The organism is Burkholderia sp. Ac-20353, from assembly GCF_017104785.1.
In the GTDB taxonomy this organism is placed as follows: Bacteria; Pseudomonadota; Gammaproteobacteria; order Burkholderiales; family Burkholderiaceae; genus Burkholderia.
The window spans coordinates 1-578 of record NZ_JAAGPL010000536.1; the positions used below are offsets into that span (position 1 = coordinate 1).

General features: G+C 72.5%; 1 protein-coding gene. It reads left to right on the forward strand.

Translation table 11 applies throughout. The annotated features are described in order from the left end of the window. The coding region (locus tag G3N94_RS41805; RefSeq protein WP_205799971.1) for a TolC family protein at window positions 1-578 on the forward strand (578 nt) is incomplete at both ends.

The window sequence follows — 578 nt, forward strand, 5'->3', positions numbered from 1 at the left end:
TCGCTACGAGCGCCCGACGGCGCCGGTGCCGGCCGCCTACGCGCCGGACGACGGCGCGGCGGCGGTACAGCCGTCGAAGCCGTCGACGGCTTCGACGACGTCAAGTGCAGCGCTGCTCGACGACTGGCGCGCATACTTCACCGATCCCGCGCTGCAGGCGTGGATCGACGCGGCGCTCGCGAACAATCGCGACCTGCGGATCGCGGCCGGCCGGCTCGACGAGGCGCGCGGGCTGTACGGCGTGCAGCGTGCGGAGCGGTTGCCGGCGGTCGATGCGAACCTCGGCTATGCGCGCACGCGCCAGTACGACCCGGTGGTGCGCGAGAGCGCGATAAGCGGGCTGTATCGCGCGGGCGTCGGCATCAGCGCGTACGAGCTCGACCTGTTCGGCCGCGTGAAGAACCTGTCCGACGCGGCGCTCGCCGACTACTTCGCGACTGCCGAAGCGCAGCGCACGGTCCGCATCGGTGTGATCGCCGAAGTCGCGGGTGCGTATGTGGCGGAGCGCGCGCTGTACGAGCAGCTTGCGCTGGCGCGGCGCACGCTCGACGCGCGCGAGCGCATCGCGTCGCTCACGC